Source organism: Nocardia sp. GCM10030253, from assembly GCF_042675075.1.
Taxonomy (GTDB): domain Bacteria; phylum Actinomycetota; class Actinomycetes; order Mycobacteriales; family Mycobacteriaceae; genus Nocardia.
The window spans coordinates 766,035-788,120 of record NZ_JBHTDL010000005.1; the positions used below are offsets into that span (position 1 = coordinate 766,035).

Sequence of the window (22,086 nt, forward strand, 5' to 3'; positions counted from 1 at the left end):
GTCCGTATGGTCCCGAATAAGCGGCGGATCGGATCGATATACACGAGCCGACCGGACCGTCAGCCTGCCCGCGCTCCCCGATCACTGCCGTACAACCTTCTTCGATGACATGATCAGCTCCCGGACCGCCATCGCACCCCGGGCGACCGGCGCACCGACACGGCCGTCGGCATCGATCAGCACCGCCGACGGTGTGCCGCGGATACGGTAGCGCAGCGCGGCTTCGTTGCCCCGCTGCACCAGCGCCGCGATGCCGTTCAGTCCCTGCGCCTGCCCCCATTCGGCCTGTTCGGCGGCATCACCGTTGCCGACGGCGACGATGGTCAGCACGTCGGCGGTGCGCGAGTGCCACCGAGGCAGCTCCCGAGCGAGGGCCGCGCACAGCTCACAACTGGGATGCACGAACACCAGCAGCACTCGACGCCCGTGGACAAGTAGCGATTCCAGAGTTGTGCGGCCGTCTTCGACATCGAACAGTTCGAACTCGGGCGCAACGGCGCCCACCGGCAGCCCCTCGGCGCCGAGGGTCGAAAGAGCCTGCTCGTCCACCCGTCGTCGCAAGCCGCGGACCTCGCCGAACATCCAGACCAGCAGCGCGGCAAGCACCGCGACGACGACGAGCCCGACGGCGTTGTCGGCGGGCAGCCCACCCGGTACCTGCGGGTACACCAGCGAACCCAAGCAGACCAGCACCGCGAGCGCTGTCAGCACCCCATTGCGCGCGACGGTCCAGGCACCGATCGGCGCGTCGCTCAACGAACCGAAACACGAGCAGGCAGGTCTTTTTCCCCGCACCAGCAGTCGCACGATGGCTGCTGTGAACACCGCTAGCGCCACCGCGGCAAGCACCGCTGCCGCCACCGCCGTCCACGGCGGCAGCACCGCCACCGCGATCACCACCTCCAGCACCGGTAGCCCCCACGCCACCACGGGCGCCCACCGGATCGGCACCCCGAAGTCGACCACCGAACTCCGCGTCGTGGCCCGGTCCGTCAGCTTCCCCACCGCCGACAGACCGAACACCGCACTCACCACCAGCCGCGAAACCCACACCCCGTATTCGATCAGCATGCCCGCACCATCCCACATCGGTCATGCCTATAAAACATGAATGCACGGTCCAGTTTCGGTGGTAACCCGACGGCGGCCCGGTACTCGCTCGACAGGCTTCCGCCATTCCGGGACCTAGACGACGATGCCGTTCGGATCGTCGGTTGTGGTCGGTGCCACCGATGCACCCACCTCGCCCCGAACGACTCGCCGAGCGGCACAAGACGGAGAGGGCCTCTGGGCGCTTGCCGCATGGGTAGTGGTTCAGGTTCGGGAGCGGGCCGAGATCGCGACCGCCGCGAGGGTGAGAGCGCAGCCGATGACGGCTGTGACGGACAGTCCTGCGCCCGTGGGAATCGCGATGTCCAGGAGGACCGAGGCGAGGAGTTGGCCTGCCACCGATGTCAGGCCGAGGAGTAGAACCCCGATCCAGCGGACGGTGAGAGCCGCGAGGGCGATGAACGCGACGCCGATGACGCCGCCCACGTAAAGCCATGGCTCGCTGGGGAATTCGGTGGGCCATCCGGTACGGGTGAGGATGAGCGCCTCGATGGCGAACAGGGCAGCGGTGCCGATGCCGAAGTTCACGAAGGTGGCGGTGAAGGGACCGCCGACCGCGCCGACACGACCGTTGACGGCCTGCTGCCAGGCCAGACCGATACCCGCCAGCGCGGGCAGCATGATCAGCAGTGCGACCGGCCCGTCACTCAGCCACTCGGGGACGGCCGGGGAACCTGCTGGTGTGCCGGAGCGGCCCGCCGCGGCCAGGACCACCGCAAACATCGCGAGCGCAGCGCCGCCGAGACGCAGCGGAGTGACCGGGGTACGGCCGTACGGAGCCAGCCCGAGACGATCCACCACCAGACTGCTCACCAATTGACCTGCCACCGCCGCCACGGTGAAGGCAGTGACGCCGATCGCGGCCACAGTGAGCCCCTGACACGCGACGAAAAACGCGCCACACAGTCCGCCGAGCAGCTGCCACCAGCGCAGCCCACCCGATACCAACGCCGCACGCACCCGCACGACCCCGTCGCGCAGGCGGCGACTGAAAACGAACGCCACAACCAGCAGCACCAGGCCGAGTCCGAAACTGATACAGGCGGCAGCGATTCCATCCTGCAACCGCGCCCCCAGCGCACCATTGATCCGCCCCTGCACCGCCACCCCGGCCCCGATACAGAAGCCGAAGACCAGCCCCACCTGCGTCCGCCCGGTCATCCCCGCACCGTACCGCGACCCGCCCGCATCCCGATCCGCTGCCGCCCGCGGATGCCACGATCGGCGCTACGCCGCACTACCGCCCGATGAGCCAGTGACGGTCGCCGATACAAGCCGGGCTACCCCGCACGCAGCGCCGTGCGGTTGGTGGCGAAGGTGTCGTGGCGGGCGTAGGTGCGGTCGCCGCCGTTGCGGGCGATGGAGCCGCGAACCAGGCGGGTGCGGATACGGGCGCCGAGGTTTTCTTGGAAGCGGGTGGCGCCGGGGAGGAGTTGGCGAGGGATCTCGAGGGCGCCGTTGACTACGGCGGTGGCCATGACCGCGCTCTGGGAGAGTTTGTTGTTCGGCAGGCCGAGGAAGTCGGAGTTGGTTGGGCCGAGGATGATTCGGCTGTAGGCGACCATGTAGCTGGTGATCGCCTTGCGGATGAGGCGCTGGGGGGCGGTGTCGTTGCCGATGAACAAGCCACCCGCGGCAGGGATGAGCGCCTGGGCCAGGCGGCGGGAGTCGTCGTCGGGGATGAATTCGGTGTCGGCGAGGATCCAGAAGGCGCGCCAGGTGTCGGTTTCGTTGGTCGGCAGGATTTCGGCGTCGATGCCGAGCAGGAAGCCGACGTAGCGCCACAGGTGGAAGACCGCGTCCTTCTCCTTGGCGGAGAATCGCAGCCCGAGTGCTTGTGCGCCGACAAGATTCGCCATCGAGAACAGGCCGAGGGTGCCGACGGTCAGGACTTGGTTGACCGGCTGATCCCATGCCGCGTAGTCCCAGTCGGGACGTCGATTCATGCCCGCACGCACCAGCGCGTGCATGAGGCGAACCCGCAGCACGCTCTTGTAGCCGACCTGATTACGTTGCAGCCCACCGGGAGTGGTGACGTCCAGCCACCACTGGGTGGTTTCGGCGAGCCTGCGCGGCGCCATGGCGTCCAGGTCGCCGGTGCCGACGAGTGTCTTATCCGCGCGGGAGGCGAGGTAGCCGCCCATCAAGGCGAACATGCCCATCGCGATGCCGCCCCAGACACTGGTGCGCCCCACCACGCGGGCGCCGCGATCGATCTTGCCGCGATCGAGCCAGTACGGGTCCGCCTCGACCTGATCGAAGAATGCCCGCAGCTCTTTCGGCGCGTCCGGCACCGTATCGATACCGCGCTCGACGGCGATCTCGAACATCCTGCGACCCTCGCCGACCGGCAGGCGCTGGATCATCGCCACCACGTCGTCGGCCAGCCGATCACCGACCTGCGCGAAGCGCCGGAACGAATCACGCTGGGCCGCGGTGCAGCGCAGATCGCCCGGCGCGAGCACCGGAACGGCCTGCCGAAAGGGGAACTCCGTGAACAGCGGCGGAGTGGGGAGCAGCTGGTTGTCATGCGTCATTGCACTTCACCCATCGGATCGAGGTTCGCGTCGCTGGTGTCGAGTACCGACGCCGAGCACGTTCTGACAAGAACGTCTCACAGAATCGGAAATCTGGCAAGGATCTATGCCAGAATGGTCTCGATGACTACCACTTCGCGGTCCTACGGCGGCGTGCCGATCGAACAGCGTCGCGCCCGCCGCCGCGCCGCACTGCTGGACGCGGCACTGGAAATCATCGGGACCTCGGGTTTTGCGAAGCTGACGGTCTCCGGGCTGTGCACAAAGGCCAAACTGTCCGAGCGGTACTACTACGAGAGCTTCACCGACCTCGACTCGGTGTTCAGCGAACTGTTCGACCGCATCGTCGACGAGATCGGCCAGGCCGTCGTCGCGGCGTTCCTGACGGCCGACGCCGACATCCGCGCCAAAACCAGGGCCGCCATCGCCGCCGCCGTCGGCCTGATCGCCGATGACCCGCGCAAGGCACGCATCGCCACCGTCGAGGCGCAATTGAACCCCGCCCTGCTGATGCGCCGCGCCGAGGTAATGCGCTCGTTCGCAGGCATCATGCTGGCCGTCTGCGCCGAGGAAGTCGGCGCCGACATCGTCGAAAACGCTGGCGAACAAGCCGAATTCGCCGCCACCCACCTACTCGGCGGCCTCTGGGAAACCACCAACAGCTGGCTAGCGGGCACCCTCCCCATCACCCGCCCGGTCCTCATCGACCGCTCCACCGACCAATTCCTCCTCACCGCAAGCCATCTCATCGGCAGCCCACTGCACTGACTCGCCGAGCCGAACATGCAAACGCGGACTCCACCAGGTGCCCAGCGCGTCACTCGGGACCTGCCGGGCGGCGGGGTAACCAGGAGGGTATGACGAGGGCGATCGGCAGAATTGTTGCGCCGAGTAGGGCGACGGTCGTCGGCATCGACAGCCAGAGGGTTGCGGCGGCGGCGAAGCCGAATACCGCGAGCGCGACTACCTCCGAGGCAAGGCCGGATACCGAGGTGACCGTCGCGCGGGCTGGTCCTTCGATGGCGTCCTGTAGCCGCGCACCGGCCACGATACTGGCGTTGTAAACGATGCCGTAGGAGATACCGATCGCGGTAAAGCCAAGGCCGGCCAACACATACACGGCACTCGGCCAGCGGACGGCTAGACCTGCGACGAGTGCGCCGCCGACGAAAAATAGGCCACCGACCCCGACCGCGATAGCCATCGTCCGCGCCGCCATCCCCTCGGTGTGCCCGGCCGACATCGAACCGGCCAACGAACCCAGCACCGTTACGCCGACCAGCAATGGCACCACGGCAGTCGAGACGCCGACCGACTCGGCGAGTAGCGCAAAGTATTCGTCGAAAGCCGTAACCCCGAACAACAACGCCTCGAGCATCACCGCGTTCCGGACAGCCCGCACCCGGATTGCCTCCCCGACACCGGTGCGCAGCATTGTCAGATACCTGGCGAACGGCCCCGGCGGCACCGATCCCGGTGCGGTCCGATCGACCGGAACCGCAGCTCGATCGTTCACATCGCCGATGGCAGTCAGGTAAGCCACCGGCTGGCTGTGCTGCGGCGGTCGGGCCGAATCATCCTCGGCGACATCGTCTTCCAGCTCGTCGACGTCGGCGGCCGACACCGCCTTCGGCGCGCTGGGCAGCGAGAGGGCAATGAGGGTATGGGCTGTCGCGACAGCGATGCTGGACCAGCCGAGCAGTGCGTAACCGCCCAAGATGTACAGGGGTGTCGCGGCGACGATGGCGATCACTGTCGCGGCTTCCGAGGCCGCTCGGGCGTAGCCGAGGATGCGCGGGTAGGCCGCGCGCTCGCCTTGTGCGGCGAGTTCGTCGTAGAGCAGTGCCTCGAATGTTCCGGATTGCAGTGCGCCCGAGGCACCCCAGAGTACGAAGCCCGCCGCGAAGCCGAAGTAGGTGGGGAGGAAGGTCCACGCCGCGAATCCTGCGGTGAGCAGCACACCGCTCAGCACGAGCAAGGCTCGTCGCGACACCGTGTCCGCCCAGGCGCCGGAGGGCACTTCGAGCAGGAACGCTGTGGTCGACCAGATCGCGAACAACGAGGAGATCTGCCCGGTGTTCAGCCCATGGTCGGCGAACAGCAATGCGTACAGCGCATACAACGGGATGAGGTCACCGCTGCCATTGAAGAGCACGGCTCGAACCGTGAGCGCATGAAGACCGTGGCTGTCGGCGCGACCCGTCAACCGGGCGCGGAGCGACTTACCAACTCAACAGCCGTAGAAGAGCAACCGCATGTCGTTCAGCCTGATCTCCTCGCCGCACCCCGTCAAGCGATTTAAACGGCCCAGAGGCGCTATCCGAGTGGCAGCCAGCCGTTGGCGGTGTGCAGGTCGCCGTCGCCGAGTTCGCGGTCCGAGACGCCGGGGCCGACCCGGCCCTGGTGTTCGTTGAGGTCGCTGATCAGGTCGGCGACGGGGTGTGAATCGCTGTAGTGGTAGCCCTGTGCGAGGGCGAATCCGAGCTCGGTGAGGACGGCGGCTTGGTATTCGGTTTCCACGCCTTCGGCGATCACCTGTAGGTCCAGGGCGCTGCTCAGGGCCGCGATCACGCCGAGCAGCGGCGGGGCCGGGGAATCCGAGCGGATCGCGGCGACGAAGGACTGGTCAACCTTGAGGATGTCGCTCGGCAGGGTGGCCAGCCTGCTCAGCGAGGAGTAGCCGGTGCCGAAGTCATCGATGGCAATGCGCACGCCACGCTCCCGCAGCGTGTGCAGATTGCCGATGGCCGTTTGAGATTCGGCCGCCAGTTCGCTTTCGGTGACCTCCAGCACGAGCTGATCGGCGGGCCAGCCGGTGCTGGCGAGAATGTTCGCCACCCGGTCGGCGTAGCCCGTCTCGGCGAGTTCCAGGCCGCTGACGTTCACGTTCAGTGTCAGATCGAGCTGAGCGAAGGTCTCCTGCAGCCGCGCCGCGTCCGCGCAGGCCCGGCGCAACACCAGCTCGTCCAGGTCGGAGATGAGGTCGTATTCCTCGGCGACCCGGATCAGACCCTCGGTGGTGACATCCGGCTGTGCGCTCGACGACCAGCGCAGCAGCGCCTCGACACCGACCGCCTTGCCGCCGCCCTCGGTCAGGCTGACGATCGGCTGGTAATGCACGTCCAGTGCGCCGCGGTCGATCGCCTCGCGCAACTCGACGGCCAGCGGCAGCTGCCGCGAGGACTCGAGCACCGTCCGGTTCCGACCGGCCTGCTTGGCCCGGTACAGCCCGACGTCGGCACGACTGACCAGCAGCGAACCCGACTCCCCCGGCTGCCACGACGTAACGCCGGCGGAACACCCGGTGGTCACCGAGGCCCGCAACTGCTCGGTCAGCAGAATCGCGGCCTGCTCAGTGGTATTCGGCAGCAGCAGCGCGAAGGCGTCGCCGCCGTAACGGGCCAGCCGCTGATCGGGTGCGAGCAGTTTCGACCAGGTGTCGGCGACACGCTGCAGCACCGCATCACCGGCGCGATGACCGAGGTGGTCGTTGATCTTCTGGAAGCGATCGAGGTCGACGAGCACCAGCGCGAGGCCCTGCCCGCTGCGGGTGGCGTGCTCGATCGCGGTGTTGAGCGCGCGGTCGAAACCACGCCGGTTCAGCAGGCCGGTGAGCACATCGATGTCGGCTTCGGAGGCCATCCTGGTCAGGATGCCGACGACGACGCCGACCCCGAACGTGACACCCGCCGGGATCAACCCGGACCACCAGGGCAGACCAGGAACGATCGGCCGCGCGGGCAACACCCACAGGCACAAAACCATGGCGAAGGCGATGTGCGCGAGCGCCTGCGACCAGGCGAAGAACAAAGCCGCGTCACACGCGACGAAGACATAGAACGAGGCGAGACCGATCGCGCCGACCGTGTTCGGGAATGAATGCACCGCGATCGTCACCAGGACCGTCGCAATGGCGACATATCCGTGATGAATGGAATGCGGCAGTCGCGGTCCCCACGCGAGCAGCGTGAGTCCCAGCGTCAGCGCAATCACCGCAGCCGTACCGACCAGCGGTCGATTACCCTCGTCCCCCGGTGCGATGGCAGTAATAACCAGGCCAAGCACACCACCCATGACGTAGAACGCCCCGGTGGTCCGAGCCATGACCATAGCTGTCGCCAGCGCCGATGCCGCCCGCACCCGGGTTCGGGTATCGCCGCGCGCCCCGATTCCTCGCACGGGCAATAGCCTAGAGGCAACGATTCCCAGTAGTTGCCACATCCCGTGAATCCGGCATGGCGAACCGACGGCTATTTACCTGCAGGCAATGCGAGCCGGGCTATTTCGGCGGTCGCAAAACGTCGGTTCCGACGAATGGAACCAGCGCGGCCGGAACGCGCACCGAGCCGTCTGCCTGCTGGTTGTTCTCCAGGATCGCCACGATCCAGCGGGTAGTCGCCAGTGTGCCATTCAAAGTGGCTGCGATCTGCGGCTTTCCGTTTTCGTCTCGATATCGCACCGACAGCCTGCGGGCCTGGAAGGTGGTGCAGTTCGACGTCGAGGTGAGCTCACGGTAGGCCTGCTGGGTGGGTACCCACGCCTCGCAATCGAATTTGCGCGCCGCCGAGCTGCCGAGATCGCCTGCCGCGACATCGATGATCCGATAAGGGACCTCGACAGCGGCGAGCATGTCCTGCTCCCACGCCAGCAGCCGCCGATGCTCGGCGTCGGCCTGCTCCGGGGTGGTGTAGACGAACATCTCGACCTTGTCGAACTGGTGCACCCGGATGATGCCTCGGGTGTCCTTGCCGTAGCTGCCCGCCTCGCGGCGGAAACACGACGACCAGCCCGCGTACCGCTTCGGACCGCCGCTCAGATCGAGGATCTCGCCCGAGTGATAGCCCGCGAGCGGCACCTCCGACGTGCCGACCAGGTATAGATCATCGTCGGCGAGGTGGTAGACCTCGGCCGAATGCTGGCCGAGGAAGCCGGTGCCTGCCATGATCTCCGGCCGGACGAGCACCGGCGGAATCATCATGGTGAAGCCGTTGGCCACCGCCCGTTGCGCGGCCAGCTGGAGCAGACCCAGCTGCAGCAGTGCGCCGTATCCGGTGAGGAAGTAGAAGCGCGCGCCCGATACCTTCGCGCCACGCTCCATATCGATCAGCCCGAGCGACTCGCCGAGTTCCAGGTGGTCCTTCGGCTCGAAGTCGAATTCCGTTGGCGTGCCGATGGTCTCCAGGACGATGTAGTCGTTCTCGCCGCCCGCGGGCGCGCCCTCCTGCACCACGTTCGAGATGGCGCGCTGCGCGGCGTCCAGGTCGGCGTCGGCGGCGTGCTGCGCCACCTCGGCCTCCTTGACCTTCACCGACATCTCCTGCGCCTGCGCGAGCAGCGCGGAACGTTCCTCCGGGCTCGCCTTGCCGACCAGCTTGCCCATGGCCTTGTGCTCGGCACGCAGGTTGTCGGCGGTGGCCACAGCCGCACGGCGCGCCGCGTCGGCTTCGAGCAGGGCGTCGACGAGGGCGGGGTCTTCGCCGCGGGCGCGCTGCGAGGCGCGGACCGCGTCGGGGTTGTCCCGCAGGAATCGGAGGTCGATCATGGGTGTCCAGCCTAGTAGGCGACCTATTGCTGTTTCACGCCGATATCCCACGATGCGGACCATCGAGCCCTTTTCGCGCGCATAGTTGGCTTGTGGGCACAACTTTCGACGAAACAGCCATCGACGACGCACTTTCCGATTTGACCGCGGGCGAGAAGGCGTGGGCCCAGACTTCGCTGCGCCGCCGTCGCGAACTCCTCGACGATATCCACACCCGAACCGGACGCTTCGCCGCCGACTGGGTGCGCGCCGCGCGCACCTGGAAGGGCCTGGACGAGGGCTCGCCGCTGGTCGGTGAGGAATGGATGTCCGGCCCGATGACCCTGCTGCAGGCCACCGCCGCGCTGTCGGCCACGCTGTCGGCGCTGGAGCAGGGGCGCAGTCCGCTCGACGGGATCACGCTGACCGACGCGCCGGGCGACCGGGTCGCGGTGCCGATCCTGCCGCTGGATTTCTACGACCGGCTGCTGCTCAGCGGTTTCCGGGGCGAGGTGTGGCTGCGTCCCGGCGTCGACGCCGCTACCGCGCGCAGGCGCGCCGGACTTGCCCAGCTCGATCCGACCACGACCGCGGGTATCGGCGCCATTCTCGGCGCGGGAAACATCACCTCCATTCCGCCGCTGGACGCGTTGTACGAGCTCTACGCGCACAACCGGGTGGTCGCGCTCAAGCTGAACCCGATCACCGATCCGCTGTTCACGGTGCTCGAGATGATTTTCGCGCCGCTCATCGAGCTCGGTGTGCTACGAATACTGACCGGCGGGGCGGACGCGGGCGGGTACCTGGTGCGGCATCCCGACGTGGCGCATGTGCACATGACCGGCAGCGCGCATACCCACGACGCGATCGTCTGGGGGCCGGGGCCGGAGGGCCAGGAACGCAAGTCCGACAAGCGCCCGCTGCTGGACAAGCCGATCACCAGCGAGCTCGGCGGCGTCTCGCCGACCATCGTCGTGCCGGGTGAATGGAGCGACGCCGACCTGCGTTTCCAAGCCGAGCACGTCGCGACGCAACGGCTGCACAACGGCGGCTACAACTGCGTCGCCACCCAGGCGGTGGTGCTGAGCGCGACATGGCCGCAGAAGGACAAATTCCTCGCCGAGCTACGCGACGCGATCGACCGGGCGCCGCAGCGCCCTGCGTACTATCCGGGCAGCGACAACCGAGTCGCCGACGCCGTCGCGGCGTACCCCGACGCGGAACGGCTCGGGCCCGGCCAGAGTCGGTTGCTGGTCGAGAACCTCCCGCAGACCGAGACCCCGCTACTGCGCACCGAGTACTTCTCGCCCGTACTCGGCGTGGTCGAACTGCCCTACGCCGGCGGCGAATTCCTCCAGCGGGCCGTCGATTTCGCGAACACCGAACTCACCGGCACGCTCGGCGCAAACGTGATCGCGCATCCGAGCACCATCAAGCGGCTCGGCATCGCCTTCGATCGCGCGATCGAGCGGCTGCGCTACGGCGCCATCGCGGTCAATGCCTGGACCGCGCTGGCCTTCCTGGCGCCGCGGGCCGCGTGGGGCGCCTACCCCGGGCACACCATCGACGACGTGCAGAGCGGAATCGGCGTGGTGCACAACGCTTTCCTGCTCGACGATGTGGAACGCACAGTGGTGAGCGGGCCGTTCCGGCCATCGCCGCGGTCGCTGGTGCACGGTGAACTCTCGCTGTCGCCGAAGCCGCCGTGGTTCGTCACCAATGCCACCGCGGCCGCGACCGGGCGCAAGCTCACGGAGTTCTACGCCAGCGGCAACCCGGCCCGGCTGCCCGGCGTGTTCCTATCCGCGTTCCGCGGCTGAGATCGCACCGCTACGGCGGCGTTGTCCGAGCGACCGCCAGACATCGCCAGCGCCCGATCGACCAGGTCGTGGCACCGGAGATCAGACGCTGCCATGATGGATCGCGATGTCCTCCGATGATGTGCCTCAGCCCCCGCAGGCGCCCGAGCGTCCCTCGGGCGACAAGCCGTCGCGCTTCGGCTCGTTCCCCCGGTCGCTCGATGCCGCCCGCGAGACGCTCGCCGATAGCAACCTGCACCTGTCCGCGCCCACTCTGCGCTGGGGGCTGCTCGCCGTCGCGGCGGGCGCCGTCATCGCGGCCATGGTCACCCTGTTCGTGACCGGGTTCGACAACAAAACGGGGCTGGAGGCACACACTCCCGGATCGCCGGTCGACTCCGTGCTCGACAAGGAGTTCGGCACCGCGGCCGAGGGCGACTGCCTCAGCTGGACCAAGCCGGACCGCGGCGACCTGGTGAAGGTGGCGTGCTCGAGCAGGCATCTGTTCGAGGTCGCCGCCGATATCGACATGAGCAAGTACCCGGGTAAGGAATTCGGCGACGGCTCGCGGTTCCCGGACTCGCTGCGGCTCACCGAGCTCAAAGAAGAGCATTGCGTCCCCGCGGTGCAGCAGTACATGAACGGGCGCTTCGATCCGCGCGGGCGCTATGTCGTCGGGCTGATGTACCCGAGCCCCGACGGGTGGAAGCACGGCGACCGGACGCTGCGCTGCGGGTTGCAGTACTCCGGAAGCACCGGCACGCCGCTGCCGTCCATGGGCAGCGCCGTCGAACACGATCAGTCGAAGGTGTTCGAGGCGGGGACCTGCCTCGGCATCAACCAGAACCTGCCGACCGATCCGGTGGACTGCTCGCAGGCACACGCCGTCGAGATCGTGTCCACCATCGACCTCGGCGCGCGATTCCCCGGCGGCCCGCCGGCCAAGGAGCAGCAGGACAGGTTCGTCGAGGAGGAATGCGCCCGCTCCGCCACCGACTATCTGGGGTCGCCCGACCAGGTGCGCAACAAGACACTGACGCTGTTCTTCGACTACCTCGATGCCCGCAGCTGGCTGGCGGGCAGCCGCAAGCTGGACTGCATGATCGGCAAGGGCACCGACCGGGAGGGCTTCGCCCCCATCACCGGCACGGCGAAGGGCGAGATCCTGATCAACGGCCAGGCGCCGGTGCCACCGCCGAACTCGGGCCGCTCTACGCCCGCGCCGTTGCCCGGCGCGGCGCCGTTGCCGCCGCAGCCGCGATGAGACCGCCTGCCTGATGTCGGTCACCATGTCCGAGGGCCGGTTCGAAGAACTGGTCGGCGATGCGCTCGATCTCATTCCGCCCGAGCTGGCCCGTGCCATCGATAACGTGGTCGTGCTTATCGAATCTCGCAATCCGGAAGACTCACGGCTGCTCGGCCTCTATCACGGGATCGCGCTGACCGAACGCGACAGTCATTACGGCGGAGCGCTGCCCGACACTGTGACGATCTACCGCGACGCGATCCTCGAGATCTGCGACGATGAGAGCCAAGTCGTCGAGGAAGTCGCAATCACCGTGATCCATGAGATTGCACACTATTTCGGGATTGACGAAGACCGGTTGCATCAGTTGGGATGGGGCTAGTCTTTTACGCAGCTGTGGGACCGGAGCGCAGTTGTGAAGACCGGAAAGAAAATTGGGGATTCGATGGAACCGATTGCTTGGCTGTCGCGTCCTATCACTCGTAGGGGGAATTCTCGTGGTTCCGCCCAGTAGCCGCCACTAGAAGGAGTCGAGTCATGTTCGGTGTAGACATCTCACCCGAAGCCGTCCTGGCCGCAGCGCTAGAGCTGGATCTGGTCGCCGACCGGCTGGCCGCCGCTCACCTGGTGAGCGCCGCGGCGACCCATGTCGTCCCGTCCGGGATCGACGAAGTGTCGCTGCTGGCAGCCAATCACTTCAACCGGGGCGCACTGACCCACGACCAGGCGGTCGCCCAGGCCGTCCTCGAGCTGCACCACGCCGCCGCCACCCTGCGCATGCAACTCGCCACGCACGTCGGCGAGGACATCCTGCGGGCGAGCGTCATGAAGGCCACCGAGATGACCCTCGGGGCCTAGGCCGCGCGGACAGCATTGATTTACGGATAAAGGGGAGAAACAAGCATGACCGCAGGTATGACCGGGGTGTTCTGGCTGCCCCGCCTGGCAGAAGCAAACTCCATAATGCTCAACGCGGGCGCACACGGCATCCCGATCTCGGCCGCGGCCACCGCGTGGGGCGCGATGACCGGCGCCTGGATCGACGCGACCACGACCGCCGTTCGAGTGATGGCCGAGTTGGGCATCGGTATGCAGGGCGTCAACGGCATCGCGGCGCTCAGCCGGCTGGGTGGCTTCACCGGATGGGCCGAGCAGCAGGGTGTCATGGCGGCCACCTTGGGCGCGAAGGCCATCGCGAACGCAACCGCATACACCGTCGCGTCGATAGCGATGCCGAGCATCCCGGAGATCGCGGCCGTCAACACCGCGCGCGTCGCGGCTGCTTCCACCGGCGGAGTCCTGAACGGCAGCTCCGAGATCGCGGAGGCGGCCAAGGTCGCGCTGGACGTGCGTGCCGCGCTGACCATGGAGACCTACGAGGCGGCAACCACCGCGACGGTGGCGACCCCGGGTGAGTTCGTGCCGCCGCCCGCGATCGCCAGCGGTGCGGGAACCGCGGACCCGAGCTCGGCGGAGGCCGCATTCCAGGGGGATCCGGTGGCGTCCGCGATCGCCGCGGCAGCCGGGTTCTTGAACAACCCCGCCGTGGCGAGCGCCGCGACGCAGGCGGCGAATGTCCTCGGCTCGGTGGGAGCCTCAGGCGTGAGCACGGTCGGCAGCCTCGGCGCCAATGCGATCTCGGCCGTCACCAGCGCGGCGACGCCGTCGATGGGTGGCATGGCCGCCGCGCCGATGTCGATGATGGGTGCGGGCGCCGCGGTGTCCGCCGCCGCTTCGGCAACCCGGTCGGCGGCATCCACCCCCAACGCGAACCCCAACGGGTCGTTCAAGCTCCCCGAAGGCTGGGGCGCCGGCGCCGCAGTCGGCGGCCTGCCTGCCACACTCGCTGCCGCCGAGCCCGTCAACGTGGCCCGTCTCGATGCCGCGCCGGTTCGTCCCGCAGCGGCCTCGGGCAGCCCGTTGCTCGGCACCCGGGCACAGAACAGCGAAGACGACGAGTCCGAGCACACGTCCGCCGACTACCTGCGCGCCGATCACTTCAACGACGGCCGCTACACCGCCGACGGCGTCATCGGTGCGGACGCCGCCGGGACGGCTAAGTGACGGTGCTGGGTGCGGGCCACGGCCCGTCGATGCTCGCGGCGGTTGTCCTGTCGCTCGACGAGATGCAGTTTCTCCTGGAGAAGCTGGAGATCGACGAACTTCCCATCGTGCTCCAGGCGATGGGAAGCTACGACAACGTGACCGACCACGATGCCGCGATGGCCGTGGCCGCTCAGTCGCTCGCCGATCGGGAGCTCCTGATCGGCGATGTGGTACACCAGGAACTCGAAGACCGACTGCGGACGTTGTACCGACCGCACTGGGTGGTCGCGATACGACTGTTCGTGGAGGGCAACGCGAGTCGCATGTGCCTGGCGAAGGGCGACGACTTCGTCGCCGTCGCCCTTCGCGGGCCGCATTCCTATGTCATCGACCAAGTCGACGACGACCTGCCCGGCCCGGTGATCTCGGCGCTCGGAACTGCCGAGCCACTCGAACTGACCGGTATGCGAGCCGAGACCGAACAGCTCGTCCCGATCTTCGACGACACCGGCGACGCCAAGGCGACCGCCGCCCGGCTCGCCAAGGTGGGCCAACCAGCCCACGACGCACAAGCGATCGCCTCGGCAATGGTCGAGATCCATTCGCACGCCGAGATCGTCGGCGTGATCTACGGCGACGGCACCAAGGACTACGCCGAGAACCACATCGCCGTGTTCAACACCCGCGGCGGCCGATTCATCGCCACCGCAAGTGTTTCCGACGACGGCACCAAGTGGACGTCGCTGAGCAGCGGCACCACGGGACGGTTACGAACTGCGTTGCAGGACTTGATCAGTGCGCTGCCGGAACGCGAGGACTTCCCTCGTAACCCGGCATTGACCTGACCGATCCATTGCTGGCTAACCCATCGGGTCGTCGGCGGTCGATGAGACCACGTAGCCGAATGGGGGCGTGAAGCGGCCCCAGCGGATGCACTCCCAGCCGCCGACGGCACGGGGCACCAATTCGATGGTCTCGGTGTTGTCGAGATGGTTGTTGGTGGTGAACGGCGGCGCTACCCCGCTGAGGGTTCGCGATACCAGCCGCATGGCAGCGCCATGATTGACCAGCAGGACGTCGCCGCCATCGGCTTCGGACGCCAGGTAGGTCGTCCGGAGTGTCTCGATCACCGGCAAAAAGCGGGCGAGCACGTCGTACCCGGACTCACCGCCTGACACGCGCTCTGAAAGATCGCCTTCGTGCCAGGCCCGGTACACCCGTTGGAAGGCCTCGTGCGCTTCCTGGGTTCCAAGGCCCTCCAGGTCGCCGACCTGCACCTCGTGTACTCCTTCGAGCACCTCGGCAGGCACACCGGTCGCCGCCTCGATGTATCCGGCGGTCTGTCGGGCGCGTAGGGCCGTCGAACAGAACACCGCTCGCGGCGCCGCGAGCAGACTCGAGCCGAACGTCTTCGCTTGCGCCGCACCGCGTTCGGTGAGCGGGAGCCCCGGCACCCTGGTGTCGAGGATCTTGGCGACATTGCCCTCGGTCTCGCCGTGCCGGACCAGAATCAGCTTTCCGCTCATAGATCCGCCACCCCCTTTCGTAGCTGCGTCAGCCATTCTGCGGCCGCCTCGTCCGACGGCGGCGGGGTACCCGTCGCCGAGGTCGCGGCCCACGAACCGAGGAACCTGATTCGTGCGGTGCGATGCAGCGCCTTGAGCGCCTCGGCGACCGCCGAGTCATCGATGTGCCCGACGCAGTCGAGATAGAAGCGGTAGGTACCGAGACCCGTCCGGGTCGGGCGGGATTCGATTCTGGTCAGATCGATACCGCGAGTGGCGAATTCGGCGAACGCGCGCATCAGCGAGCCCGGTTCGTTGGGGAGTTCCAGCACGATCGACGTGCGGTCCGCACCGGTCGCGTGCGGCGCCACCCGAGGCCGTGTGACCAGGACGAATCGAGTGATCGCTTGTTCGTGATCGGCCACACCCGACGCCAGCGCCTTCAGCCCGAGGCGCTCGCCCGCCAGTGCGGTGGAGACCGCGGCGTCGGCATTACCCGCGACCACGTCTTCCGCGGCGGCGGCATTCGACGCCGACGTGTACACCTGCGCGTTCGGCAGGTTGCGCGATACCCACAGACGCACCTGTGCCCCGGCCACCGGATAGGCGGCCAGTGTCCGCACATCGGCGAGCCGGGTGCCCGACCTGGCGAGAATCGTGAAGGTGACCTCCAGCTCGGTCTCGGCGACGATCTGCAGTCGCGGGCCGAGAGCCAGTGAGTCCAGCGTCGCCGAGATGGATCCTTCGACGGAGCTCTCGATCGGCACGACCGCGCCGTCGACGTCACCGGCCCGAATTAGGTCGAGTGCGGCCCCTTGGCTCGGCGCGGCAACCCGCTCGACCGGCCCTTCGAAGGCCTCCGAGGATTCGAGCTTGGCAAGGGCCATCTCGGTGAAGGTTCCGGACGGACCGAAGTACGCGATTCGCGGCACGGTTACGACAGTACTTGCGGTTGCCGGTGTGCTGGAAAAATTCGGCGCACTGAGAAGTTATGTTCACCCGGCACCGCCTCCGCCGCATCGTGTCCTGCTTTCCTGCGGTCGGGCACTACCGCCGACCTGCCGTGCACCGGCGATCACGTTCCTTGCCACGGCCCCAACGGAACCCGTGAGCCACCCACGGGGTGCCGAAATCAGTTGTCACCTGGGTGAATCCGCAACAGCGAGTGGCGCGAGGGAATGGGTCACCGCATCCGGCGTTTCGGTTTCGATGGCGAGCAGGACAGTGCGAACGGCCTCGATCGCCGGGGGTTTCAGCGTGGTGAGGAAGGCGATATTCGGGGTGGCGAGGGCGGCGCGAATGTCCTCGCCGCACAGGGCGGCCACGGTTGCCGCGATGATTGCCAGAGCCCGATCGCCATGGGCGGTGCGGGCAATGAACCCGGTATCCGCGTGTGCGACCTCCGCGAGGAAGTCGGCGATCTCCGCATCCGAGACATCCACATCGACGGTGCGAGCCGCGGAATCCCGGTTTCCGGATCCGGTGGCGCGCACCAGACCCTCGACCAGGCTTCGTCGCGCGGGTGCCGTCAACGAAACCAACACCGGTTCTCCCGATCCATCCGCCATGCCCTCACCGTAGCCATGGCCGGTCTCGCGGAACTTTCAGGATCTCCAGCGATGCGAACGCTTGCGGAACAACGACGCGTGACTTAGCTTAGGTTTACCTAAGCTATCGCCGAGCGAAGCGGGGCAATGCCAAGTACTGGAGGTCTGCATGCCGAACCCGACCGTCGCACCATCCACCGCCGAGCGGGTGCGCAGTGCCTGCGCGCATGCGGAGGAGGCGGTGCTTGCGATGCCGGGCATCGATCCGACCTCGGTTTCGGTACATCACCTGCGGCAATGCGGTGATGCGGTCATCGCGGTGCCGACCGCGTCGATGGCCACGGTGCTCGCCGCGAATTCCGGTGACATGGGCGCTCCCGCGGTGCTGGAGCTCACCGACCACTCGCCGCTGACGTTGCGGGAGCCGGTGCGGGCACTGGTCTGGTTGCGCGGCTGGGTGCGCACGGTGCCGACTCGAGCGCAACGCGCGCTGGCCTCCGAGGTGGCCAAGGACCTTCCGCATCCTGGCCTGCTCGACGTCGGGCACACCGCAACCCTGCTGCGGGTGGTGATCAACTCCGCGGTGATGGCCGACTCGACCGGCGCCGAATCCGTCTGCGTCGACGAACTCCGCCTCGCCGAGCCCGACCCGTTCTGCGAGCTCGAGTCCGCGTGGCTGCAGCACATGGACACCGACCACGCGGATGTCGTCGCCCAACTCGCCCGCCACCTGCCGCCCCGCCTACAGCGTGGCGCGGTACACCCGCTGGCCATCGACCGATATGGCCTCACCCTGCGCGTCGAAGGCATCGACGGCGATCACGACTTCCGGCTCCCGTTCAACAGCCCCGTCGAGGACATCGAATCCCTGAGCCGCGCCGTCCGCACCCTCGCGGGTTGTCCTTTTCTGAACGGCCTGCGCCGCATTTGAGTCAGCACCAACTACATCCTCGGCCATGCTTCCTCGGCGACGGTTAGGCCATGGTTGCTCGGTGCGCGAGATACTTCGAGGGAACACCGGTGGGGCGGGTCTGACCTCCACTTGCGCCAATACCGAGACCGGCGGTACCCGCATACTGTGCGCGGGGCAATAGATTCGACCGCATGTGCGCCGCTGAATCGGTTCCCACCTGGGACGAGCCCGAGCAGACGGATCGGGAGCGATTCGCCATTCGGCTCGAGATCGCGATCGTCCTGGTCGTCACCTTCGGGTTGAGCGGGCTCAACGCCGCGCTGTCGCTGATCGAAAGCGCGTTGTCGCCCGGTGGTGTGCGGGGACAGACTGTCGCGCTGAACCCGTCACGGGCCACTCAGTCGACGATCGACCTGCTGTTTCAGCTGCTCGGGGTGTTGCGGTTGGCCGGGTGGGCGGCGTTGGGTCTGTACCTGTTGTGGCGCAGTGGAATCGGACCGCGTGTGATCGGACTGGCGCGGTTGCGCTGGCGTTCGGACGTGTTGCCCGGGCTCGCGCTCGCGGCGATCATCGGGCTGCCCGGGCTTGGCCTCTATCTGATCGCACACGCGTTGGGCGTCAGTGTCACCATCGTGCCGAGTTCGCTCGGCGACTATTGGTGGCGGCTGCCCGCCCTCATTCTTTCGGCATGCGCGAACTCGGCGGCCGAGGAAATTGTGGTGGTCGCGTACCTGATCACCCGGCTGCGCAAGCTCGGCTGGTCGGAGAACTCGTCGCTGCTGGCCTCGGCGCTGCTGCGCGGCAGCTACCACCTGTATCAAGGCCTGGGCGGCGGCCTCGGAAATCTGGTGATGGGCGTGATCTTCGGCCGCTACTGGCAGCGCACCAACCGTCTGTGGCCACTGATCCTGGCCCATGCCACCATCGACGCGGTGGCCTACATCGGCTACACCATCTTGCGTGGCCATGTTTCCTGGTTGCCGTAACCAAGTCCGGTCGATACGCGAATTCAATAGGAGCGCCGGATAATCGGTCGCTCGCGATCGGTGCTGGGTAGCGGGCCCCGGCTGCCCGAGAGCATTCCGAACGGACGCATCCGCACCGACCAGCTCCGCCGAGCCCCGATCACCCACATCCGGCCACCCCGCGCGGCCCCCGATCAGTAGAGTGCCTAGTGATGAATGGCGACGACCCCCAGTACAACGCACGGACGCGCCGGGTCCCGCCACCGTCCGGTAGGCCCGGTGAACCGCCGACTCCGCGTCCGCATCGGGCCGAACCCCATGCTCCCGGACCGCATCGGGCCGAGCCACGTACTCCCGGACCGCACCGAGCCGAGCCCCACGCTCCCGGACCCCACCGGCCAGGACCGTCCCCGGTCGAACCAACGCGCAAGATGCATCGCGATGGCCCGCCGAACTACGCGCCACCCCTGGCGTACTCCCAGGTCCCGCCGGACCAGGCCGCGATGCGTACGCCGCCACCGCCCATGGGGAAACCGCGACCGGCGCCGGCGCACCAGCCAACACAGCAACCGGTCCCATATCACGATCCCGCACAGCGTCAGTCCCACGCGCCGCCACCGCGGCCGCGCCAATATCGGGACTTACCACCCCCGCCCCCGCCCGCCGCGCCGCCATCCCGCCGGGACCGTGAACCCGAACCTCCGCGCCGACGCCGCAAACGGCATCCGTTCCGTTGGTTCCTCGTACTGCTCGTGGTGCTCGTGCTCGCCGCAGTCGGCGCTGTCATCAAACTGGACAACTCGCTGAACCGGATCGACGCGCTGGCGAGCTACACCGACCGCGTCGGCGACACTCCCGGCACCAATTGGCTGCTCGTCGGTTCCGACGGCCGTGCGGGCCTGTCGCCCGAACAGGAACAGGAGCTGGCCACCGGCGGCGAGGTCGGGCCGGAACGCACCGACACCATTATGTTGGTGCACGTCCCGAAGTCGGGTCCGACCACGTTGGTCAGCCTGCCGCGCGATTCCTACGTCGGCATCCCCGGTCACGGCAAGGACAAGCTCAATGCCGCCTTCGCACTCGGTGGCCCGCAGCTGCTGGTGCAGACCGTCGAGATCGCGACCGGCGTGCGGATCGACCACTACGCGCAGATCGGCTTCGGCGGCTTCGCCGGTGTCGTCGACACCCTCGGCGGCATTGATGTCTGCGTGCCCGAACCCATCGACGACCCGCTGGCCGGTATCAACCTGGCCGCGGGCTGCCAGCGGCTCAGCGGCCCGGAGGCCCTCGGCTTCGTGCGCAGTCGCGCCACCGCGCTCGCCGACCTCGACCGCATGAACAACCAGCGCCTGTTCATGGCCGCCCTGCTGAAGAAGGCGACAAGCACCGCGACCCTGGCCAATCCGTTCAAGCTGTGGCCACTGGCCCGCGACACCGCCAAATCCCTGAAGGTCGACAACGGCGATCACATCTGGAACCTGGGGCAGCTCGGCTGGGCGCTGCGCGGCGACACGGTGGCGACCACCGTCCCGATCAGCGGCTTCGACGACACCGACAGCGGCAATGTGCTGCTGTGGGACAAGGCCGAGGCAGGTCGATTCTTCGATGCGCTGGCCAAGGACCAACCCGTCCCGGACGATCTTCTGACGAGGTAGCGTCGAGGGCATGCCCGACACCGAGGTCGCCCAGCCGTTCCCCGCTCTGCTGCGCGCACAGATCCGTCATGGCTTCACCGCCGCCCAGCAGTACCTCGCCGCAGCGGTTTATCTCGATTCGAGTCGCCTGCCGCAGTTGGCCAAGTTTTGCTATGGCAAGTCCGGTGAGAACCGCGCGCACGCCCTGCGCATGGTCCAGTACCTGCTCGATCGCGACCTGGATGTCCGGGTCGAGGGATTGAACGAGGTGCGGTCCACCTTCGAATCCCCCCGTGCCGCAGTCGCTTTCCTGCTGGAATCGGAGCGAACCATCGCGACCCAGATCACCGAGCTCGCCGACGCGGCCCGCACTTCCGGCGACTACCTCGGTGAACGGTTCATCCAGTGGTTCCTCAAGGAACAGGTGGAGGACGTCGCCGGGATAACCACCTTGCTGACCGTGGTCGACCGTGGCGCAGGCGATCTGTTCGATGTCGAGGACTTCGTCTCACGCGAGCTGCGCACCGTCCCGCGCGCCGATGTCACAGCGCCGAAAATGGCAGGGGCAGCAAAGAATTAATTAGGCAATACTAGCCTCAATAAGGTTGCACTTGGATGACACGCGGGCTGACCAGCGCTAATGTCGCTCTCATGTCCAGCCATCCGGAGTCCCCACGCAGCAAATTCCACAGCCTGCTTCACGACCAGATCCGGCATGAATTCAACGCCGAACATCAATACATCGCTATCGCGGTGTGGTTCGACAATGCGGATCTGCCGCAACTGGCCAAGCGCTTCTATGCGCAGGCGGTCGAAGAGCGCAACCACGCGATGATGATCGTGCAGTACTTCCTGGATCGGGATATCAGCGTCGAACTTTCCGGTATCGACAGCGCGAAATCCAAATTCGAGAATGTTCGCGAACCGATCGCGTTGGCGCTCGCGCAAGAGAAGGCCGTCACCGACCAGATCATCCAATTGGCGAGCACCGCTCGTGAAGAGGGCGACTACCTCGGCGAGCAGTTCATGCAGTGGTTCCTCAAGGAACAGGTCGAGGAAGTCGCCAACATGACGACGCTGGTCACCATTGCCGATCGCGCTGGTGCGAACCTCTTCGATCTCGAGGATTTCATCGCCAGGGAAATGAGCGGTCCGAGTGATACGTCCGGCGCTCCTTCCGCTGCGGGCGGCACCGTCTAGTCGAAATTATTCGCCACGCAATCAGGCCCAGCTCGTCACGACGAGCTGGGCCTGTCGCTGGTA

21 protein-coding genes are annotated in these 22,086 nt (G+C 67.2%); 12 read left to right on the top strand and 9 right to left on the bottom strand.

Annotated features, from left to right (window positions below; genetic code table 11):
* Positions 1–81: 81 nt before the first annotated feature.
* The 3 genes from ACFQZZ_RS11875 to ACFQZZ_RS11885 all read right to left on the bottom strand — a co-directional run bounded on the left by ACFQZZ_RS11875 (position 82) and on the right by ACFQZZ_RS11885 (position 3,647).
* Positions 82–1,089, bottom strand: a complete 1,008-nt coding sequence (locus ACFQZZ_RS11875) for a MauE/DoxX family redox-associated membrane protein (RefSeq protein WP_378678070.1) — start codon at positions 1,087–1,089, stop codon at positions 82–84.
* 225 nt (positions 1,090–1,314) lie between these two features.
* The gene (locus ACFQZZ_RS11880) at positions 1,315–2,271 is read right to left on the bottom strand and encodes a DMT family transporter (protein ID WP_378678073.1); all 957 of its coding nucleotides are present in this window, start codon (positions 2,269–2,271) and stop codon (positions 1,315–1,317) included.
* A 119-nt stretch (positions 2,272–2,390) separates the two neighbouring features.
* On the bottom strand, positions 2,391–3,647 hold the full coding sequence (locus ACFQZZ_RS11885; RefSeq protein WP_378678076.1) for an oxygenase MpaB family protein: 1,257 nt from the start codon (positions 3,645–3,647) through the stop codon (positions 2,391–2,393).
* Between the two features lie 123 nt (positions 3,648–3,770).
* Between ACFQZZ_RS11885 and ACFQZZ_RS11890 the strand changes: the two genes are divergently transcribed.
* Positions 3,771–4,415, top strand: a complete 645-nt coding sequence (locus ACFQZZ_RS11890; RefSeq protein ID WP_378678079.1) for a TetR/AcrR family transcriptional regulator — start codon at positions 3,771–3,773, stop codon at positions 4,413–4,415.
* Between the two features lie 49 nt (positions 4,416–4,464).
* Here ACFQZZ_RS11890 and ACFQZZ_RS11895 read toward each other — a convergent pair whose 3' ends face one another.
* From ACFQZZ_RS11895 to serS, 3 genes are all read right to left on the bottom strand, one after another.
* A complete protein-coding gene (locus tag ACFQZZ_RS11895; RefSeq protein ID WP_378678082.1) occupies positions 4,465–5,802 on the bottom strand; it encodes an MFS transporter in 1,338 nt (445 codons plus the stop codon).
* A 161-nt stretch (positions 5,803–5,963) separates the two neighbouring features.
* A complete protein-coding gene (locus ACFQZZ_RS11900) occupies positions 5,964–7,826 on the bottom strand; it encodes a putative bifunctional diguanylate cyclase/phosphodiesterase (RefSeq protein WP_378678085.1) in 1,863 nt (620 codons plus the stop codon).
* A 100-nt stretch (positions 7,827–7,926) separates the two neighbouring features.
* Complete coding sequence (gene serS / locus ACFQZZ_RS11905; protein WP_378678088.1) at positions 7,927–9,189, bottom strand: serine--tRNA ligase; 1,263 nt, start codon at positions 9,187–9,189, stop codon at positions 7,927–7,929.
* Positions 9,190–9,281: 92 nt separating this feature from the next.
* Here serS and ACFQZZ_RS11910 point away from each other — a divergent pair, with 92 nt between their 5' ends.
* From ACFQZZ_RS11910 to ACFQZZ_RS11935, 6 genes are all read left to right on the top strand, one after another.
* Entirely contained in the window at positions 9,282–10,988 is a 1,707-nt protein-coding gene (locus ACFQZZ_RS11910; RefSeq protein ID WP_378678091.1) for an aldehyde dehydrogenase family protein, read from the top strand.
* A gap of 106 nt (positions 10,989–11,094) precedes the next feature.
* Positions 11,095–12,231 carry a septum formation family protein gene (locus tag ACFQZZ_RS11915; RefSeq protein ID WP_378678094.1) on the top strand — a complete coding sequence of 379 codons (1,137 nt, stop codon included), beginning with the start codon at positions 11,095–11,097 and terminating at the stop codon, positions 12,229–12,231.
* Positions 12,232–12,244: 13 nt separating this feature from the next.
* Positions 12,245–12,595: a metallopeptidase family protein gene (locus tag ACFQZZ_RS11920; protein WP_378678097.1), complete on the top strand. Its 351-nt coding sequence runs from the start codon at positions 12,245–12,247 to the stop codon at positions 12,593–12,595.
* Between the two features lie 155 nt (positions 12,596–12,750).
* Entirely contained in the window at positions 12,751–13,071 is a 321-nt protein-coding gene (locus ACFQZZ_RS11925; RefSeq protein ID WP_378678100.1) for a PE family protein, read from the top strand.
* Between the two features lie 45 nt (positions 13,072–13,116).
* The gene (locus tag ACFQZZ_RS11930) at positions 13,117–14,277 is read left to right on the top strand and encodes a PPE domain-containing protein (protein WP_378678103.1); all 1,161 of its coding nucleotides are present in this window, start codon (positions 13,117–13,119) and stop codon (positions 14,275–14,277) included.
* Positions 14,274–15,104, top strand: a complete 831-nt coding sequence (locus ACFQZZ_RS11935) for an ESX secretion-associated protein EspG (protein ID WP_378678106.1) — start codon at positions 14,274–14,276, stop codon at positions 15,102–15,104. Before ACFQZZ_RS11930 ends, ACFQZZ_RS11935 begins: the two co-directional genes overlap by 4 nt.
* Before the next feature lie 15 nt (positions 15,105–15,119).
* On the opposite strand, the gene ACFQZZ_RS11940 is transcribed toward ACFQZZ_RS11935, so the two are convergent.
* The 3 genes from ACFQZZ_RS11940 to ACFQZZ_RS11950 all read right to left on the bottom strand — a co-directional run bounded on the left by ACFQZZ_RS11940 (position 15,120) and on the right by ACFQZZ_RS11950 (position 17,332).
* Positions 15,120–15,785 carry a histidine phosphatase family protein gene (locus tag ACFQZZ_RS11940; RefSeq protein ID WP_378678109.1) on the bottom strand — a complete coding sequence of 222 codons (666 nt, stop codon included), beginning with the start codon at positions 15,783–15,785 and terminating at the stop codon, positions 15,120–15,122.
* On the bottom strand, positions 15,782–16,696 hold the full coding sequence (gene pheA / locus ACFQZZ_RS11945; protein ID WP_378678111.1) for a prephenate dehydratase: 915 nt from the start codon (positions 16,694–16,696) through the stop codon (positions 15,782–15,784). The genes ACFQZZ_RS11940 and pheA overlap by 4 nt, the downstream gene beginning before the upstream one ends.
* 207 nt (positions 16,697–16,903) lie before the next feature.
* Complete coding sequence (locus ACFQZZ_RS11950) at positions 16,904–17,332, bottom strand: hypothetical protein (protein ID WP_378678114.1); 429 nt, start codon at positions 17,330–17,332, stop codon at positions 16,904–16,906.
* Positions 17,333–17,480: 148 nt separating this feature from the next.
* On the opposite strand from ACFQZZ_RS11950, the gene ACFQZZ_RS11955 reads away from it, so the two are divergent.
* From ACFQZZ_RS11955 to ACFQZZ_RS11975, 5 genes are all read left to right on the top strand, one after another.
* Positions 17,481–18,242 carry a DUF2470 domain-containing protein gene (locus ACFQZZ_RS11955; protein ID WP_378678117.1) on the top strand — a complete coding sequence of 254 codons (762 nt, stop codon included), beginning with the start codon at positions 17,481–17,483 and terminating at the stop codon, positions 18,240–18,242.
* Positions 18,243–18,415: 173 nt separating this feature from the next.
* Positions 18,416–19,210, top strand: coding sequence for a CPBP family intramembrane glutamic endopeptidase (locus tag ACFQZZ_RS11960; RefSeq protein ID WP_378678120.1), 795 nt, complete (start codon positions 18,416–18,418; stop codon positions 19,208–19,210).
* Between the two features lie 191 nt (positions 19,211–19,401).
* A complete protein-coding gene (locus ACFQZZ_RS11965; RefSeq protein ID WP_378678122.1) occupies positions 19,402–20,844 on the top strand; it encodes an LCP family protein in 1,443 nt (480 codons plus the stop codon).
* A 10-nt stretch (positions 20,845–20,854) separates the two neighbouring features.
* Entirely contained in the window at positions 20,855–21,403 is a 549-nt protein-coding gene (locus tag ACFQZZ_RS11970; RefSeq protein WP_378678125.1) for a ferritin, read from the top strand.
* Positions 21,404–21,474: 71 nt separating this feature from the next.
* On the top strand, positions 21,475–22,023 hold the full coding sequence (locus ACFQZZ_RS11975; RefSeq protein WP_378678127.1) for a ferritin: 549 nt from the start codon (positions 21,475–21,477) through the stop codon (positions 22,021–22,023).
* Positions 22,024–22,086 lie beyond the last annotated feature (63 nt).

Excerpts from the sequence above, each read along its gene's own strand:
- ACFQZZ_RS11965 (WP_378678122.1), top strand. The coding sequence starts at position 19,402 with ATGAATGGCGACGACCCCCAGTACAACGCACGGACGCGCCGGGTCCCG.
- ACFQZZ_RS11975 (WP_378678127.1), top strand. The coding sequence starts at position 21,475 with ATGTCCAGCCATCCGGAGTCCCCACGCAGCAAATTCCACAGCCTGCTT.
- ACFQZZ_RS11930 (WP_378678103.1), top strand. The coding sequence starts at position 13,117 with ATGACCGCAGGTATGACCGGGGTGTTCTGGCTGCCCCGCCTGGCAGAA.
- ACFQZZ_RS11955 (WP_378678117.1), top strand. The coding sequence starts at position 17,481 with ATGCCGAACCCGACCGTCGCACCATCCACCGCCGAGCGGGTGCGCAGT.
- ACFQZZ_RS11960 (WP_378678120.1), top strand. The coding sequence starts at position 18,416 with ATGTGCGCCGCTGAATCGGTTCCCACCTGGGACGAGCCCGAGCAGACG.
- ACFQZZ_RS11890 (WP_378678079.1), top strand. The coding sequence starts at position 3,771 with ATGACTACCACTTCGCGGTCCTACGGCGGCGTGCCGATCGAACAGCGT.
- ACFQZZ_RS11970 (WP_378678125.1), top strand. The coding sequence starts at position 20,855 with ATGCCCGACACCGAGGTCGCCCAGCCGTTCCCCGCTCTGCTGCGCGCA.
- ACFQZZ_RS11940 (WP_378678109.1), bottom strand. The coding sequence starts at position 15,785 with ATGAGCGGAAAGCTGATTCTGGTCCGGCACGGCGAGACCGAGGGCAAT.
- ACFQZZ_RS11950 (WP_378678114.1), bottom strand. The coding sequence starts at position 17,332 with ATGGCGGATGGATCGGGAGAACCGGTGTTGGTTTCGTTGACGGCACCC.
- serS (WP_378678088.1), bottom strand. The coding sequence starts at position 9,189 with ATGATCGACCTCCGATTCCTGCGGGACAACCCCGACGCGGTCCGCGCC.
- ACFQZZ_RS11925 (WP_378678100.1), top strand. The coding sequence starts at position 12,751 with ATGTTCGGTGTAGACATCTCACCCGAAGCCGTCCTGGCCGCAGCGCTA.
- ACFQZZ_RS11875 (WP_378678070.1), bottom strand. The coding sequence starts at position 1,089 with ATGTGGGATGGTGCGGGCATGCTGATCGAATACGGGGTGTGGGTTTCG.
- ACFQZZ_RS11885 (WP_378678076.1), bottom strand. The coding sequence starts at position 3,647 with ATGACGCATGACAACCAGCTGCTCCCCACTCCGCCGCTGTTCACGGAG.
- ACFQZZ_RS11880 (WP_378678073.1), bottom strand. The coding sequence starts at position 2,271 with ATGACCGGGCGGACGCAGGTGGGGCTGGTCTTCGGCTTCTGTATCGGG.
- ACFQZZ_RS11920 (WP_378678097.1), top strand. The coding sequence starts at position 12,245 with ATGTCGGTCACCATGTCCGAGGGCCGGTTCGAAGAACTGGTCGGCGAT.
- ACFQZZ_RS11915 (WP_378678094.1), top strand. The coding sequence starts at position 11,095 with ATGTCCTCCGATGATGTGCCTCAGCCCCCGCAGGCGCCCGAGCGTCCC.